The 13,388-nt window shown below is 63.0% G+C and carries 16 protein-coding genes; 11 read left to right on the plus strand and 5 right to left on the minus strand.

Annotated elements, in window-relative coordinates; all coding sequences use genetic code 11:
- Positions 1-372 precede the first annotated feature (372 nt).
- Positions 373-987, minus strand: coding sequence for a transglutaminase-like cysteine peptidase (locus J2Z17_RS13260; protein ID WP_377300107.1), 615 nt, complete (start codon positions 985-987; stop codon positions 373-375).
- 136 nt (positions 988-1,123) lie between these two features.
- Positions 1,124-1,921: an alpha/beta hydrolase gene (locus J2Z17_RS13265; protein WP_209945773.1), complete on the minus strand. Its 798-nt coding sequence runs from the start codon at positions 1,919-1,921 to the stop codon at positions 1,124-1,126.
- Positions 1,922-2,102: 181 nt separating this feature from the next.
- Here J2Z17_RS13265 and infC point away from each other — a divergent pair, with 181 nt between their 5' ends.
- The 9 genes from infC (at position 2,103) to pheT (ending at position 9,164) form a co-directional block, all read left to right on the plus strand.
- Positions 2,103-2,639, plus strand: coding sequence for a translation initiation factor IF-3 (gene infC / locus J2Z17_RS13270; protein WP_342454409.1), 537 nt, complete (start codon positions 2,103-2,105; stop codon positions 2,637-2,639).
- 452 nt (positions 2,640-3,091) lie between these two features.
- A complete protein-coding gene (gene rpmI, locus J2Z17_RS13275; protein ID WP_029620731.1) occupies positions 3,092-3,295 on the plus strand; it encodes a 50S ribosomal protein L35 in 204 nt (67 codons plus the stop codon).
- A 37-nt stretch (positions 3,296-3,332) separates the two neighbouring features.
- The gene (rplT, locus tag J2Z17_RS13280) at positions 3,333-3,737 is read left to right on the plus strand and encodes a 50S ribosomal protein L20 (protein ID WP_209945778.1); all 405 of its coding nucleotides are present in this window, start codon (positions 3,333-3,335) and stop codon (positions 3,735-3,737) included.
- A 125-nt stretch (positions 3,738-3,862) separates the two neighbouring features.
- Positions 3,863-4,735 carry a BUD32 family EKC/KEOPS complex subunit gene (locus J2Z17_RS13285; RefSeq protein ID WP_209945780.1) on the plus strand — a complete coding sequence of 291 codons (873 nt, stop codon included), beginning with the start codon at positions 3,863-3,865 and terminating at the stop codon, positions 4,733-4,735.
- On the plus strand, positions 4,728-5,813 hold the full coding sequence (pheS, locus tag J2Z17_RS13290) for a phenylalanine--tRNA ligase subunit alpha (RefSeq protein WP_209946317.1): 1,086 nt from the start codon (positions 4,728-4,730) through the stop codon (positions 5,811-5,813). Before J2Z17_RS13285 ends, pheS begins: the two co-directional genes overlap by 8 nt.
- Positions 5,814-5,818: 5 nt before the next feature.
- Positions 5,819-6,052 carry a DUF4160 domain-containing protein gene (locus J2Z17_RS13295; protein ID WP_209945782.1) on the plus strand — a complete coding sequence of 78 codons (234 nt, stop codon included), beginning with the start codon at positions 5,819-5,821 and terminating at the stop codon, positions 6,050-6,052.
- Positions 6,036-6,314, plus strand: coding sequence for a DUF2442 domain-containing protein (locus tag J2Z17_RS13300; RefSeq protein WP_209945784.1), 279 nt, complete (start codon positions 6,036-6,038; stop codon positions 6,312-6,314). The genes J2Z17_RS13295 and J2Z17_RS13300 overlap by 17 nt, the downstream gene beginning before the upstream one ends.
- 1 nt (position 6,315) lies before the next feature.
- Complete coding sequence (locus tag J2Z17_RS13305) at positions 6,316-6,735, plus strand: GFA family protein (RefSeq protein ID WP_209945786.1); 420 nt, start codon at positions 6,316-6,318, stop codon at positions 6,733-6,735.
- Entirely contained in the window at positions 6,732-9,164 is a 2,433-nt protein-coding gene (gene pheT, locus J2Z17_RS13310) for a phenylalanine--tRNA ligase subunit beta (RefSeq protein ID WP_209945788.1), read from the plus strand. The genes J2Z17_RS13305 and pheT overlap by 4 nt, the downstream gene beginning before the upstream one ends.
- Before the next feature lie 252 nt (positions 9,165-9,416).
- Here pheT and J2Z17_RS13315 read toward each other — a convergent pair whose 3' ends face one another.
- Complete coding sequence (locus tag J2Z17_RS13315; RefSeq protein WP_209945790.1) at positions 9,417-9,761, minus strand: winged helix-turn-helix transcriptional regulator; 345 nt, start codon at positions 9,759-9,761, stop codon at positions 9,417-9,419.
- Between the two features lie 96 nt (positions 9,762-9,857).
- Here J2Z17_RS13315 and J2Z17_RS13320 point away from each other — a divergent pair, with 96 nt between their 5' ends.
- Complete coding sequence (locus J2Z17_RS13320) at positions 9,858-10,580, plus strand: SDR family NAD(P)-dependent oxidoreductase (protein ID WP_209945793.1); 723 nt, start codon at positions 9,858-9,860, stop codon at positions 10,578-10,580.
- Between the two features lie 279 nt (positions 10,581-10,859).
- Here J2Z17_RS13320 and J2Z17_RS13325 read toward each other — a convergent pair whose 3' ends face one another.
- Entirely contained in the window at positions 10,860-11,858 is a 999-nt protein-coding gene (locus J2Z17_RS13325) for an aldo/keto reductase (RefSeq protein ID WP_209945795.1), read from the minus strand.
- A gap of 166 nt (positions 11,859-12,024) precedes the next feature.
- Here J2Z17_RS13325 and J2Z17_RS13330 point away from each other — a divergent pair, with 166 nt between their 5' ends.
- The gene (locus tag J2Z17_RS13330) at positions 12,025-12,924 is read left to right on the plus strand and encodes a LysR family transcriptional regulator (RefSeq protein ID WP_209945797.1); all 900 of its coding nucleotides are present in this window, start codon (positions 12,025-12,027) and stop codon (positions 12,922-12,924) included.
- A gap of 15 nt (positions 12,925-12,939) precedes the next feature.
- Here the strand turns inward: J2Z17_RS13330 and J2Z17_RS13335 are convergent, their stop codons facing one another.
- Positions 12,940-13,386 (minus strand): GNAT family N-acetyltransferase, encoded by a 447-nt coding sequence (locus tag J2Z17_RS13335; RefSeq protein WP_209945800.1) that lies wholly within the window; start codon positions 13,384-13,386, stop codon positions 12,940-12,942.
- Positions 13,387-13,388: the final 2 nt, after the last annotated feature.

Below are 13,388 nucleotides of genomic sequence, written 5' to 3' on the forward strand. Positions count from 1 at the left end.
TGGAGCGTTTTGAGCTGCGAATGCGCTCAGCCGAAGCGAAGGGCCGGCAAGGCAGCGACGGCGAAGCCGGCAAAAGGCTCCAGTGGAGCGTTTTGAGCTGCGAATGCGCTCAGCCGAAGCGAAGGGCCGGCAAGGCAGCGACGGCGAAGCCGGCAAAAGGCTCCAGTGGAGCGTTTTGCGCTGCGAATGCGCTCAGCCTTAAGCGAAGGGCCTTCAAGGCAGCGAAGTCCTGCTATCTCGACAGCGGGATGCATTGCGGGGGGGATGCTCGGGTCGGGCCCGTGCCGGGCGACGGAGGGGGCAGGCATCTTGCCCACAGTCGAAAGGCGTCCGCAGGGGACGCCTTTGCCTATGCCCGGCCTTGCACCGGGATCAGCGGAGCGCGCCGACCAGGACGTCGCGGCCGTTTTCGATCGTGACCCAGCGGCCGGTGTCGTTCTCGGCCTGGCGCTTCAGATAGGTGTAGGCCGTTGCATACCAGGGCCGCACCTCGTCGTTCAGGTTGTCGAGGATGAAATCGCCATCGGTGGTGCGCAGGGTCAGGACAGCGTGGCCTTCGCCGTCGGGCTTGCGCACCACGGTGATCAACAGGTCCGTCGGCTTGATGCCGGCTTCCATCAGGTCGCGGCGCTTGAGCAGGACGTAGTCCTCGCAATCGCCGACCGTGACGGGATAGGCCCAGTATTCGTTGCGGCCGAATGCCTGCTGGTCGGTCATCGGCCGGATCTGCTCGTTGACCTGCAGGTTGACCTGGCGGACGACCTGCCAGCCATGCTCCGTCAGCCTGGCACCGGATGTGTTGGTGCTGCGGATCGAGCACTCGCTCTCATGGGTCTTGCAGAATTCATAATGCCCGATGGGCTGGGAGGTGAGGCCGCCGGTGACCATGGACGGCTGTGCGACCGGGGCTGTAAAGGCCTTGTTGGTTGGCACAACAAAACTCAGGCCCGCCAGTAGAACAGCGAGCAACCTCAAGCTGGTGACCATGCACTTGTCCCTTCATCGTTAACAAAAAATTAACGAGAAGGACGGGCAAGTGTCAATCTGCGGACCTGTCGGAAACGGTGGCAATCCCTATATATGGTTAATTATGATGTTGCGATGCAACACGTGTTAACCGGTTTCACTTCGGTTTCGCCAGTATTTCAAGGGTGAATTCTAGGCGCTCGAGATCCTGCGGTCGCGAAAGCCTGTGATCTCCATCGCGAATCAGGGTCAGCACGACGTCGTCCGACGGCAGATATTCCATCAGTTTGAGCGCGTGCCCGTATGGAACATCGGCATCGTTCATGCCCTGGAGGATGTGGATCGGGCAGTCGATCTGCAGCGGAGCGGCCATGATCCGGTTGTTGCGACCGTCCTCGATCAGCGCCCGCGTATAGATATTCGGCTCCGGGCTGTATTGCGAGGTTTCCTCGAAGAAGCCCCGCTCGGCGAGCGACGCCTTCTGGCTGTCGGTCAAATGCGGCTCGATCAGTTCGGCGGTGAAATCCGGTGCAGGTGCGATCAGGGCGAGGCCGGAAATCTTCGGTCCCTGGCCGCGCCGGGCGATTTCCTGGGCAAGCCTGAGCGCGATCCATCCGCCCATCGACGAGCCGACGAGCACGACATCGCTGACGCCGGCATGGTCGATGACCGCGAGGGATTCCTCCAGCCAGCGCGAAATCGTGCCGTCGCGAAAGGCGCCGCCCGAGGCGCCATGGCCGGAATAGTCGAAGCGCACCGCCTTCAGGCCGAGACGGGCGGCGACGGCCTCCATGGCCTGCGCCTTCGTGCCGGTCATGTCGGAGCGATAGCCGCCGAGCCAGATGAGGGCCGGACCCGTGTCCTGGTCGGCTTCGCGCACCAGCATTGCAATGTCGCGCGCCTGGTCGCCGGAGCCGACTGTCAGCATGCTGGGAGGGGAAGAAGTATCGCTCATGGATTGGAATCCTTTCTCAGCGCCCTATAAACCTGATTCGAACCTTTACCGACAGCAGGTGATTTCTCTGAGGAAAGCTGCTATTGACAGGTCCATGGCTGCGGGCGCATTGGCGGGAGGAGGAAATTCCGGCCACTAAATGCCGCGCGGCAATCATGAAACGTTTAAGGAGAATACGACCATTCGCAGACCGTACAAAGCCGACGCCCCCGTAAAGGAAGGCCCGCGCTCAAACCGCGAAATACGGGTCCCCCGTGTACAGTTGATCAACGCAGAAGGCGATAACCTCGGGCCGACACCGACCGAGCAAGCCTTGGCCATGGCCGAAGAGGCTGGCCTGGATCTGGTTGAGATTTCGCCGAACTCCGATCCGCCGGTGTGCAAGATCCTTGATCTGGGCAAGCTGAAATACGCCAACCAGAAAAAGGCGGCCGAAGCGCGCAAGAAGCAGAAGGTCGTCGAGATCAAGGAAATCAAGATGCGCCCGAACATCGACACCCATGACTATGAGGTGAAGATGAAGGCGATGAACCGCTTTTTCGACGAAGGCGACAAGGTCCGCGTCACGCTGCGTTTCCGCGGCCGTGAAATGGCGCACCAGGAACTGGGCATGAAGCTGCTGATGCAGGTCAAGGAAGATACCCAGGAGATCGCCAAGGTGGAAGCCGAGCCGAAGCTCGAAGGCCGCCAGATGATGATGGTGCTCGCGCCGAGGTAATCGGAGCGGGTATCGCCGTTGCGGGCCGCCGGCCACAAAGGGCTGGCAACCGCAGTGCCGGCGCCATCAAGGGCGCCGTGCTCGATGAAGGTCCCGATCCGGCAAGGCACGACCCTTTCAACGGGTCCCGCGTGCCTTGCGGGTCGCACCGCCTGCAACCGGCAGGATGCGCTTTCAAGATCCCTGGCTTCGGGGCCGCCGTCCCGGTGGGCACATTGCCCGTCTGCCCGGCTGCTTGGCCGGATATCGGCCGGGCCTTGCCCGTTTCACTGCCCATTCCGCGTGACGGTGCAGATAAGCGGCGATTGAAGGCGCACTGGCCATTGCACTTTTCCAAGACTGCGGTTATAAGCCGCCGTCCGAACGGTCCGGCAGGGCATGCCGTGGCCGTTTTTGATGCTTGAAGCCCGCCTCGTCAGCAGGCCTCGATACAAGAAAAATGGAGTAGCAAAATGCCCAAGATGAAGACGAAGTCCTCCGCCAAGAAGCGGTTCAAGATCACGGCAACCGGCAAGGTTGTCGCAGCGGCCGCCGGCAAGCGCCACGGCATGATCAAGCGGTCCAACAAGTTCATCCGCGATGCACGCGGAACGATGGTCCTGGCTGAGCCTGACGGCAAGAAGGTCATCAAGAACTACCTGCCGAACGGTCTCTGAGACCTTCCGCATTTTTGGATTTTAAGGAGATCATGACATGGCACGCGTAAAACGCGGCGTTACCGCCCACGCAAAGCATAAGAAGGTTCTGAAGCAGGCCCGGGGTTTCTACGGCCGCCGCAAGAACACCATCCGTACGGCCAAGGCTGCCGTCGACCGTTCCAAGCAGTACGCTTACCGCGACCGCAAGGTCAACAAGCGCAACTTCCGCGCTCTGTGGATCCAGCGTATCAATGCTGCCGTCCGCGAATTCGGCCTGACCTATGGCCGCTTCATCGACGGCCTGAACAAGGCTGGCATCGAAGTCGACCGCAAGGTTCTGTCCGACATGGCCATCCATGAGCCGGCCGCATTCGAAGCCCTGGTCGGCGTATCGAAGAAGGCGCTGGATTATCTCAAGGAAGCCGGCACCACCAACGAGTTTGAAAGCGCGGTCAAGTAACCAGCGCTTCCCAAGCTTGCTGAGCGAATATTGATTGGGAAACCCGCGCTGGTCCGGCCAGCGCGGGTTTTTCTCGTTTTGACCCCGTTTGCGGCCCGCCTGCCGCAAGCCTCCCCGGGACGACCATGACGAATGCCCTGAAAGCCGACCAACCGGCGCCCCTGATGGATTTCGGCGAAGACGACATCGCGACGGTGATGCGCGCGCTGCTCGACAGTTCGCGCCGGGTGGAGCGGGTCCGGCTGTCCGACCGCAGCGTCTGGATCAAGCGCCAGGAGGCCAAGGTCCTGCCGATCTGGGTTTCGTTTCAGGGGGCGGCGGCGACACTCCTCAGAATGCCGGTGATGCGCCCGTCGCTCAGACTGGCGCCGGCGGCCATGCAGGCGCGCGAGGTGGCGCGGATCAGGGTCTTCGCCGAGAAGGGCTTTCCCGTGCCGCCGCTGCTCTACACCTCCGAAACGGCCATGGTGCTCGGCGATGTGAGCCCGACGGTCGAGGCGCGCATGCGCCAGTTGAAGAAGACCTCTCCCGAAGACCATGACGATCTGCTGGTCCAGTCGGCCTCGGCGCTGGGCGAACTGCATGCCGCCGGTCTCTGTCATGGCCGTCCGCATGTGCGCGATTTCTTCCTGCAGGACGGGCGGATCGGCTTTTTCGATTTCGAGGAAGATCCGACGGCGGTGATGCCGCTGGAAACGGCGCAGGCGCGCGATATCGCGCTGCTGTTTCTCACCGTGACCTCGAGAGCGATCCGCAAGGACGAGACGTGCCAGGCGGCACTCGAAGCCTGGTGCGCCCGCGCTCCGGCGGCCTCCATCGTCGAATTGCGGCGCTTCGGCCGGATGATGGGCAGGATTCTGCCTCTGGCACGGTTGATCGGTCGCGTTCACATGGGTAGTGATCTGCGACGCTTCATCATGGCCACCGAATTCTTGATGCATGCTCCAGAAACCGAAGCCGATGGCGAGCCGCCCGGCAAGGCAGGATATGATGGTTGAACTTGATACTTTGAAATCTGAACTGCTCTCGCAGATCGAGGCCGCCGGCGACGAGGGCGCGATCGAGGCCGTGCGGGTCTCGGCACTCGGCAAGAAGGGCTCGGTCTCCGACCTGTTGAAGACGCTGGGCGCGATGACGCCGGAAGAGCGCCAGACCCGCGGTGCGGCGATCAACGCGCTGAAGACCGAGGTGACCGACCGGATCACCGCCCGCAAGAGCGAATTGAAGGACGCCGCGATCAATGCGCGCCTGGCCGCCGAGACCGTCGACGTCTCGCTTCCCGTGCGTTCGTCGCCGGCCGAGCGCGGCCGCATCCATCCCATCAGCCAGATTACCGACGAGATCACCGCGATCTTCGCCGACATGGGCTTCTCGATCGCCGAAGGTCCGGATATCGAGACGGACTATTACAATTTCACGGCGCTGAACTTCCCCGACGGCCATCCCGCCCGCGAGATGCACGACACCTTCTTTCTACAGCCCGACGAGAACGGCGAGCGCAAGGTTCTGCGCACCCATACCTCGCCGGTGCAGGTGCGCACCATGGAAGCCTCGACCCCGCCGATCCGCATCGTCATCCCGGGCAAGACCTACCGTCAGGACAGCGACGCCACCCACTCGCCGATGTTCCACCAGGTCGAGGGCCTGGTGATCGACAAGACCGCCAATGTCGGTCATCTGCGCTGGGTGCTGGAAGAGTTCTGCAAGACCTTCTTCGAGGTCGAAAACGTCGTGATGCGCTTCCGGCCGTCCTTCTTCCCGTTCACCGAGCCATCGTTCGAGGTCGATATCCAGTGCGACCGTTCGTCCGGGCCGATCGTCAAGTTCGGCGAGGGTACCGACTGGATGGAGATCCTCGGCTGCGGCATGGTGCATCCGAACGTGCTGCGTGCCGGCGGCCTCGACCCGGACGAATACCAGGGCTTTGCCTGGGGCATGGGCCTCGACCGCATCGCCATGCTGAAATACGGCATGCCGGACCTGCGCGACTTCTTCAACGCCGATGTCCGCTGGATGAGCCACTACGGATTCCGCCCGCTGGACATGCCGACGCTGTTTGGTGGCTTGAGCGCTTAAAGATCATGCCAACCGTGCTTCGCAAATACGGTTTCCGTTTTCACTTCTACTCAGGCGATCGGTATGAGCCACCTCATATCCATGTCGATGGGAACGGCGGCGAAGCGAAGGTCTGGTTGACAGAGGTCAGGCTGGCCGAGGCCGGGGGCTTTAGCCAAAGGGATCTTGCACGTATATTGGCGGTGGTTGAGGAGCATAGACAGCAGATGCTGGAGGCATGGAATGACTATTTCGCATGATCCGTATCCGGACGCTGAGCGCCCTGTCGAAGCATGGTGTGACCTTCGCGAAGTTCACGTTCGTCTTGCCGATGGGCGGCATGTATCCACGCCGTTGTGGTGGTACCCGCGTCTTTTGAGCGCAACGCCCGCACAGCGCAACAATGTCCATCTCATGCTGGCGGGCATCCACTGGCCAGACGTCGATGAGGATTTGTCGGTACGCGGTATGCTCTCCGGCTGGAAAGCACCGGGAGCTGTGGCGCCCGAGAGGGCGGCTTAGAATGGCAAAGCATACAGGCGGCTGCCGTTGTGGCGCGATCCGGTTCGAGGCGGATGCCGATCCGATATATGCCAGCTATTGCCATTGCGAGGATTGCAAGCGTGCCAGTGGCGCCCCGATGGCGGCCTTTGTCGGTTTTCACGCTGCAGACGTGACATTTGACGGCGAAGACGCCGCGACCTACGGCAAGGCGCCTGTCAGCCGCAGCTTCTGTGCCACCTGCGGCGCGCCGCTTGCCTATGCCGACGCGCGGCTGCCCGAGCGGATCTTCTTCATGCTGGGCGCCATGGATGCGCCTGAAAACTATCCGCCGACCGTGCATGCCTATGCACCGGAGGCACTACCCTTTTTGCATATGGACGATGGTCTGCCGCGCAGCGACACGATGACGGTGCCGAGACCCGATGGAGACAAGACATGAAATTCACGCTCTCCTGGCTGAAGGATCACTTGGATACCGACGCCACGCTTGATGACATCTGCGAGCGGCTGACCGCCATCGGCCTCGAGGTCGAGGATGTCGACGACAAGGCGGCCTACAAGCCCTTCGTCATCGCCAGGGTGCTGTCGGCCGAAAAGCATCCGGAAGCCGACCGGTTGAAGGTCCTGTCGGTCGATGCCGGTCCGCAAGTGAATGGCGGCAAGCCGGTACAGATCGTCTGCGGTGCGCCCAATGCACGCGCCGGCCTCGTCGGTGCGCTCGCGCAGCCCGGCACCTATGTCCCGGGCATCGACGTGACGCTCTCGGTCGGCAAGATTCGCGGCGTGGAAAGCCACGGCATGATGTGCTCGGAAAAAGAGCTAGACATGTCGGACGATCACAACGGCATTATTGACCTGCCCGAGGATGCGCCCGTCGGCACATCCTTCGCGTCTTACGCCGGCCTCGACGATCCGGTCATCGAGATCAACCTGACGCCGAACCGCCCGGACTGCACCTCGATCTTCGGCATCGCCCGCGATCTGGCCGCCTCCGGTCTCGGCACGTTGAAGCAGCCGAAGGCGCCGAGCTTCACTGTCGAGGGCGATACGCCGCAGGACGTGAAGCTGGAGCTCGACGATCATCTCTGCCCCGGTTTCGCCTGGCGCCTGGTACGCGGCGTGAAGAATGGCCCGAGCCCGAAATGGATGCAGCAGCGTCTGCTGGCGATCGGTCTTCGTCCGATCTCGGCGCTGGTCGACGTCACCAACTACATGACCTTCGACCAGGGCCGGCCGATGCATGTCTTCGACGCCGACAAGGTCCACGGCGCGCTGGTCGTGCGCCGGGCGAAGGAGGGCGAGGAGATTCTCGCGCTCGACACCCGCACCTATAAACTGAATGCCAACAACATCGTCATTGCCGATGACAATGGTCCCGAATCGATCGGCGGTGTGATGGGCGGCGAGCATTCCGGCTGCGACGAGAACACCACCAATGTGCTGATCGAATCGGCACTCTGGGATCCGATCAACATCGCCAAGACCGGCCGTGCACTCGGCATCATCACCGATGCCCGCTATCGCTTCGAGCGCGGCGTCGATCCGGAATACATGATGCCGGGCCTCGAGCGCACCACGGAACTGGTGCTCGACATGTGCGGCGGAACCGCTGCCAAGGCCAGGGTCGCCGGCTACAAGGGCTACGACGCGAAGGTCGTCGACTTCCCCTATTCCGAGGTCAAGCGCCTGACCGGCCTGACCGTCTCCAACGACGAGTCACGCGAAATCCTCACCGGCCTCGGCTTTGGGGTCTCCGGCCAAGGGGAGACGGTCAAGGTCGCCGTGCCGTCCTGGCGCCCGGATGTCGATGGCAAGGCCGATCTGGTCGAGGAAGTCATGCGCATCCATGGCGTCGACGAGATCAAGCCGGAACCGCTGCCCTCGATCGGCAACGTAAACGTGCGGATCCTGACCACGCTGCAGATCCGCAGCCGCACGGCCAAGCGTGCGCTTGCTTCCCGGGGCATGATGGAAGCCGTTACCTGGTCGTTCATTTCGGAAGAGCAGGCGAAGCTTTTCGGCGGCGGCGCAACCGCGCTGAAGCTTGCCAACCCGATCGCCGCCGACATGTCGGACATGCGGCCTTCGCTGCTGCCGGGCCTGCTGTCGGCCGCCCAGCGCAATGCCGACCGCGGCCATGGCGATGTGGCGATCTTCGAGGTCTCCGGTACCTATGAGGGCGATACGCCGGACGGCCAGCGCCGGGTCGCCGGCGGCGTGCGTCGCGGCACCGCCTCGATGGCCGGCGCCGGCCGGATGTGGTCGAACAAGGACAAGGGCGGCGGCAAGCCGGTCGACGTCTATGACGCCAAGGCCGATGCGCTGGCGGTGATCGAGGCCTGCGGCCTGCCGCTGGGCAATGTCCAGATCGAGGCAGGGGCGCCCGACTGGTACCATCCGGGCCGCTCCGGCACGATCAAGATGGGCCCGAAGGTGATACTTGGCCATTTCGGCGAATTTCATCCGAAGACATTGTCGGCACTCGACGTCTCCGGTGTGCTGTGCGGCTTCGAGGTCTATGTCGATGCCATGCCCGAACCGAAGAAAAAGGCGACCCGCACCAAGCCGGCGCTCGACCTCTCGCCCTTCCAGGCGGTCAAGCGCGACTTCGCCTTTGTCGTCGACAGCGCGGTCGAGGCGGGCCAGATCATCAAGGCCGCCGGCAGTGCAGACCGCAAGCTGATCACCGGCGTCAATGTCTTCGACATCTTCGAAGGCGCATCCGTCGGCGAGGGCAAGAAGTCGGTGGCAATCGAGGTGCTGATCCAGCCGGTCGACAAGACGCTGACGGACGAGGATTTCGACGCGCTGACGAAGAAGATCGTCGGCAATGTCGAAAAGACTACCGGTGGCACGCTGCGCGCCTGACATAGCGGCGTCATCGGTCCAATAATCCAGACACGAATGTCTCCCGAAACGGGCCCCGGATTCGGGAGACATGCGCCTAAACAAGGTGCTGGAGCGCGGCAGCGAATATGGAAGATCGCGACGTGCTTCAGGCTCGTCCTTGCACCGACACGTTTTGGGCAATGGCGGGCTTTCGCCGGCTGCTCCCACGCTTTGGTGCGACTGGCCGGATGCGGGTGGCGCGTATTCTCGTCCGGCGCGGTCCGGACCGGGTCAGTCCTGCTTTGACGGTCCGACGGCATCGGCGTGTTCAAGCGCCCATTCGTAAACGGCGTCGAACGGTCCGCGCAGGCTCTGGCCCAGGGGGGTGATCGAATATTCCACCCCAACAGGTTTGGTCGGCAGCACCTCGCGGTGGATGAAGCCGCCCTCCTCCAGACGCTTCAGCGTCTCGGAAAGCGCCTTGTGGGTGATCCCCTCCAGCCGACGCATGATCTGGTTAAATCGGGCCGGTTGGGCGCAAAGCACGATCAGCACCAGCAGGGTCCACTTGCCGCTGATCTGGTCTAGCACGGGACGCATTTTCCGGATGTCGATCAGCGCCGTTTCATCTGCCATGACGATACTCCCGTATATCTAGTTTACATTAGGTGCATTCTTGCGCCTAGATATAGAGTGTATATCTGTCCCGTGTCATCTTCGAAAGGAAACAGAATGACACGACTGAAGGACAAACGCGTGCTGGTTATCGGCGGCGCCAGTGGGATAGGCGCGGCGATCGTGGAGCGGTTCGCTGCCGAAGGCGCTATCCTGGCTTTCACCGGCCGCAACAGGGACACGTTTCGTGCAATCGAGGATCGTTGTGGCGCGACGGGTCTCGTGGCTGATGCGTCCGATGCCAAGGCGGTTGCAGCCGTCGTCGCCACGGCATGCGAGACCCTCGGTGGTCTTGATGTCATGGTTTTCAGCGCGGGCGCCAGTTCGCCGGCGGTGCTGGCCGATGAGACAGCGGAGCATCTCGATCAGATCATCGGCCTGAACCTGCGCAGCGCAGCGCTCGCTGCCAAGGCGACGGTGGAGCAGATCAACGCCGGCGGTGCCATGGTCCTGATCGGATCCATTGCCGGGTTTGTCGGGGTTCCGGGTTATGGAGCCTACGCCGCCAGCAAGGCCGGCCTGCGCAGCCTCGGGCGGACTTGGGCGAAGGAACTGGCGTCAAAGGGTATCCGCGTAAACGTCGTCAGCCCCGGCCCGACGAACACGGCGATGATGGCGGCTGTCCCTGACGCGGTGAAAGCACAGCTGATTGCACCGATTGCGCTCGGTCGCATGGCCGAGCCAGCCGAGGTTGCCTCTGCGGCGCTCTTCCTGGCAAGCGATGAGGCAAATTACATCACCGGAGCGGAACTGGTCGTGGATGGTGGCATGACGGCGTGACGGTGAAGCCGGGGAGGGCTTTGCCATGCCGGCATCGGACATGCAGGTGGCGATCTTGCAGACGATCATCCGGCAGCCATCAGCCTTCCCCAGCAAAGGCGTTCGGTGAAAAGCCCGGACCTAACCCGCGCTTGTCTCCGGAAGCGATGATGAGCCACAGAGAGGGACAGTGTTCTCAACTGCCCGCCTCTTAGTCATGACGCTTCTTCTCGAACAGGATCCCGAAATGGCGACATTGCGGGATCCTTCACAAGCGGGCTAGGCTTGCTTGCGTGACGCTCAGCGGCCGGCCATCTTCGCCATCTGTTCGGGATAGCGCCCGCCGGCGACCTTGGTCGGCGACAGCAGATCGCCCAGCTGCGCGGCTTCCTCTGCTGTCAGGGTCACGTCGGCGGCGGCCACGTTCTTCTCCAGATTGGCGACCTTGGTGGTGCCGGGGATCGGCACGATGAAGTCGCCCTGCGCCATGACCCAAGCCAGCGCCAGCTGGGCTGCCGTCACACCCTTTTCTGCGGCCATGTCTTCCAGCAGCTGCACGAGCGCCAGGTTGGCATCGAAATTCTCCGCCTGGAAGCGGGGCAGGCCACGGCGGAAGTCATCGGCGGCAAGGCCATCGAGCTTCTTCAGGCCACCGGTCAGCGTGCCGCGTCCGAGCGGCGAGAAGGGGACGAAGCCGATGCCGAGCTCGCGGCAGGTGTCGAGCACGCCGTTCTCCTCGACATCGCGGGTCCAGAGCGAATATTCGCTCTGGATGGCGGCGATCGGATGGGTCGCATGGGCGCGGCGCAGCGTCTCGGCGCTCGCCTCGGACAGCCCGAGCGCCTTCACCTTGCCTTCCTTCAGCAGTTCGGCCATGGCGCCGACGGTCTCCTCGATCGGAACCGCCGGGTCGACGCGGTGCTGATAGTAGAGATCGATGACGTCGGTGCCGAGCCGCTTCAGCGAGGCTTCGGCGACGGCGCGGACATTTTCCGGCGTGCCATTGGTGCCGACCATCATCTGGCCGGCCGGCTTGCTGGCGTCGATACGGAAGCCGAACTTGGTGGCGATCTGCACCTTGTCGCGCATCGGCTTCAGCACGCGCCCGACCAGTTCCTCGTTCTTGTAGGGGCCGTAGACCTCGGCCGTGTCGAACAGCGTGACACCGAGGTCTACGGCCCGGTGCAGGGTGGCGATCGAGCCGGTCTCATCCTGGCTCGGGCTGTAGCCATGGCTCATGCCCATGCAGCCAAGGCCAAGCGCGGAAACGGAAAGGGAACCGAGATTTCGGGTTTTCATCGGATATGCTCCTCGGGGGACGGTTGGAGATCGCAATAGAGACTAGGCCCGGTCCGGCCATGACGCCAGTCACGGTGAGCTCCGAGCCATCAATCGAAATCTAGCGTATCAGGACCCATCTGATAATTGATGCAAAAGAGATAGACTTGTTCTAAATGATGGAACAATGAACAGAACCCAGCTGTCGCAACTGGCCGTGCTGGCCGCGGTTGCCCATCACAGGAGCTTTCGCCGGGCGGCGCATGAATTGGCGATCGCACCCTCGGCCGTCAGCCATGCCGTCGCGACGCTGGAGGAGGCGCTCGGCGTTCGGCTTCTGGCCCGTACCACCCGCAGCGTCCGGCCGACGGAGGAGGGCGCGCGCCTGCTGGAAAGCCTGGCGCCTGCGCTCGCCGAGATCGAGGCCGGGCTGCAGTCGCTTGCCGACCGCGGCGACCACCCGGCCGGTCTGCTGAAGATCACCATGCCGATGCTGGCCGCCCAGGATCTGGTCCTCCCACAGCTCGGCGCATTTCACCGGCTCTACCCGGATATCGAACTCGACATCCGCACCAATGACCGTTTCGAGAACATTGTCGAAAGCGGTTTCGATGCGGGCCTGCGCCTCGGCGAGCACCTGGAGGCCGACATGATCGCGGTGAAGGCGAGCGGTCCCTGGCGCGGCCTGATCGTCGGATCACCGGAATATATCGAACGGCGTGGCCGACCGCAGGTGCCGGCCGACCTGGTCGGGCATGCCTGCATACGGCGGCGCTTTTCCTCCGGGCTGATCTACCGCTGGGAACTGGAGAAGGACGGCAAGCCGGTGGTGGTGGATGTGACCGGTCCGCTGGTGCTGTCGGACCAGACGCTGATCCGCCGTGCGGTGATCGACGGGGTCGGGCTCGGTTTCGTCTTCGACCGCCGGATTACGGCGGATGTCGCGGCGGGCCGGCTGGTTGCCGTGCTCGAAGACTGGTGCCCGCCCTTCGACGGCTTCTTCATCTATTATCCATCCCGCCGGCAGATGCGACCGGCGCTGCGCGCCTTCATCGATTTCTTTCGCTACAGGGAGCGTTCCGACTAAGGTCGTGTGGGCCTGTCAGCCGAGCCCGATCTTGTAGCAGACCGTGCCGTTCTCCTCGGCATAGCTGTCATAGAGCGACCGGGCGCGGGTATTGTCGCGGTCGGTGTGCCAGTAGAGGCGGCTCCAGCCGTTCCGGCGACAGATGCCGACAAGGTCGTCGATCAGCGCGCGGCCCACACCTTTGCCGCGGATCGTCGCGTCGACGAACAGGTCTTCCAGATAACAGGCCGGGTCGATCGCCCAGGTGGTGTCGTGGTGATGGTGGATGGCAAAGCCGGCCATCCGGCCGTCGATGACGGCAAGCCGCATCTTCACCCGTGCCTCGGGATCGAGGATGCGCGCCCAGGTGTGGGCCGTCACGTCCTCCGGGATCGCCACCTTGTAGAATGTCAGATAGCCGTCCCAGAGACCGCGCCAAGCAGACTCGTCGGCGGCGGCCGGATCGCGGATCTCGACACCCATGC

Origin of the sequence: Heterorhizobium halophytocola, from assembly GCF_017873095.1 — a bacterium.
GTDB classification, from domain to species: domain Bacteria; phylum Pseudomonadota; class Alphaproteobacteria; order Rhizobiales; family Rhizobiaceae; genus Allorhizobium; species Allorhizobium halophytocola.

What these genes read in the sequence shown, in the direction of transcription:
- J2Z17_RS13315 (WP_209945790.1), bottom strand. Translation starts at nt 9,761, where the DNA reads ATGGCAGATGAAACGGCGCTGATCGACATCCGGAAAATGCGTCCCGTG.
- J2Z17_RS13335 (WP_209945800.1), bottom strand. Translation starts at nt 13,386, where the DNA reads ATGGGTGTCGAGATCCGCGATCCGGCCGCCGCCGACGAGTCTGCTTGG.
- rplT (WP_209945778.1), top strand. Translation starts at nt 3,333, where the DNA reads ATGGCACGCGTAAAACGCGGCGTTACCGCCCACGCAAAGCATAAGAAG.
- pheT (WP_209945788.1), top strand. Translation starts at nt 6,732, where the DNA reads ATGAAATTCACGCTCTCCTGGCTGAAGGATCACTTGGATACCGACGCC.
- rpmI (WP_029620731.1), top strand. Translation starts at nt 3,092, where the DNA reads ATGCCCAAGATGAAGACGAAGTCCTCCGCCAAGAAGCGGTTCAAGATC.
- J2Z17_RS13330 (WP_209945797.1), top strand. Translation starts at nt 12,025, where the DNA reads ATGAACAGAACCCAGCTGTCGCAACTGGCCGTGCTGGCCGCGGTTGCC.
- J2Z17_RS13300 (WP_209945784.1), top strand. Translation starts at nt 6,036, where the DNA reads ATGACTATTTCGCATGATCCGTATCCGGACGCTGAGCGCCCTGTCGAA.
- J2Z17_RS13260 (WP_377300107.1), bottom strand. Translation starts at nt 987, where the DNA reads ATGGTCACCAGCTTGAGGTTGCTCGCTGTTCTACTGGCGGGCCTGAGT.
- pheS (WP_209946317.1), top strand. Translation starts at nt 4,728, where the DNA reads ATGGTTGAACTTGATACTTTGAAATCTGAACTGCTCTCGCAGATCGAG.
- J2Z17_RS13265 (WP_209945773.1), bottom strand. Translation starts at nt 1,921, where the DNA reads ATGAGCGATACTTCTTCCCCTCCCAGCATGCTGACAGTCGGCTCCGGC.
- J2Z17_RS13320 (WP_209945793.1), top strand. Translation starts at nt 9,858, where the DNA reads ATGACACGACTGAAGGACAAACGCGTGCTGGTTATCGGCGGCGCCAGT.
- J2Z17_RS13325 (WP_209945795.1), bottom strand. Translation starts at nt 11,858, where the DNA reads ATGAAAACCCGAAATCTCGGTTCCCTTTCCGTTTCCGCGCTTGGCCTT.
- J2Z17_RS13305 (WP_209945786.1), top strand. Translation starts at nt 6,316, where the DNA reads ATGGCAAAGCATACAGGCGGCTGCCGTTGTGGCGCGATCCGGTTCGAG.
- J2Z17_RS13295 (WP_209945782.1), top strand. Translation starts at nt 5,819, where the DNA reads ATGCCAACCGTGCTTCGCAAATACGGTTTCCGTTTTCACTTCTACTCA.
- J2Z17_RS13285 (WP_209945780.1), top strand. Translation starts at nt 3,863, where the DNA reads ATGACGAATGCCCTGAAAGCCGACCAACCGGCGCCCCTGATGGATTTC.